Source organism: Nostoc cycadae WK-1 (genome assembly GCF_002897135.1).
In the GTDB taxonomy this organism is placed as follows: Bacteria; Cyanobacteriota; Cyanobacteriia; order Cyanobacteriales; family Nostocaceae; genus Nostoc_B.
Genome location: NZ_DF978486.1, coordinates 1 through 1085 on the forward strand (window position 1 = coordinate 1; position 1085 = coordinate 1085).

A 1085-nucleotide genomic window follows, 5' to 3' on the forward strand; every position below is an offset into this window, starting at 1 on the left:
ACTATAGGACTAGTATTTGATTTTTGAAAATGATCCGTACATCTGGAGAGACGGAAAATCAAAGAGAGTGTTTTTAATGAACCACTCAAACATCCACTTAAGATGAGAAAATGTTGGGATTAAAGCACAAAAACGTCGCACCCAAGTTTTTGCTTGCAACCAAACATCTTCTATGGGGTTTTGGGAGGGACAGTTAGGAGCAAAGCGGACGCAATAAATTTTCCATTGCTCTAGAGGTAAACCTTGGTTAATAGATGCTAAAAAATTTTGAATTTCTTTTGAACGATGATAACTAGCTCCATCCCAAAAAATGAGTAATTGTTGGTTAGGTGACTCTTCTAGTAAATAGCTGAGATAATCAATCGTATTTTTTGAATTAGCTGTATCGTAAGTTTTCAACAATAAATTCTTATCTAGATAGTCAACTGCTCCACCCTGAAGTTTGTTTATCTCGTTCGTTACTAATTGGAATGCTTATTTCTTGGTCAGTTCTACCCCAAACATATCCAATGCTATCTCCCCAAAGTAAATGACACTCATCTAATAGCAAGACTCTCAATAGACCGGCTTCTATATCTTCTCGGCGGCTTGCCAACAGTGATGAAATCTCTTTTTTTTTGCGGCGACTGCTTCTTCATTAACTTTTAGATTTGCAGAAGAAGTCTTCTTCCATCCTTATCCTGCTGCATCAAACAAGTCATAATAACTCCGTTTTGATTCATAAATTACATCATATTCAAAAGCCAATTTATACTCAAGTTCGCCAAGTTCCCAACATTCCTTTGTTTGTAACCAAGCTAGTACTTCTTCTCTTTGTTGAGTATTCAGGTGGCTTTTTCTCCCTTTGTGTTTCAAGCGCAGTCCTAGAATTCCATCTTTCTCATAGGCTTGTTTCCATATTGTGATTGAACCAAGTGAAACATCTAAAATTGTTTGAATTTCCTCATACTTGTAGCTTTGATAAACCAGCTTCACTGCCAATGCCTTTCTTACTTCCCGCGCATCTGGACGTTCATCTATAAATTCTTGTAGTTCTGCTATTTTAGATTGTAGCTCCTGGTTTATCATTGTTAGCTATTAGACAA

1 pseudogene is annotated in these 1085 nt (G+C 36.7%); it reads right to left on the reverse strand.

Features of this window, described 5'->3' with window-relative positions:
* Positions 1-9 precede the first annotated feature (9 nt).
* Positions 10-1068: pseudogene (locus NCWK1_RS28995) on the reverse strand (IS630 family transposase).
* Positions 1069-1085 lie beyond the last annotated feature (17 nt).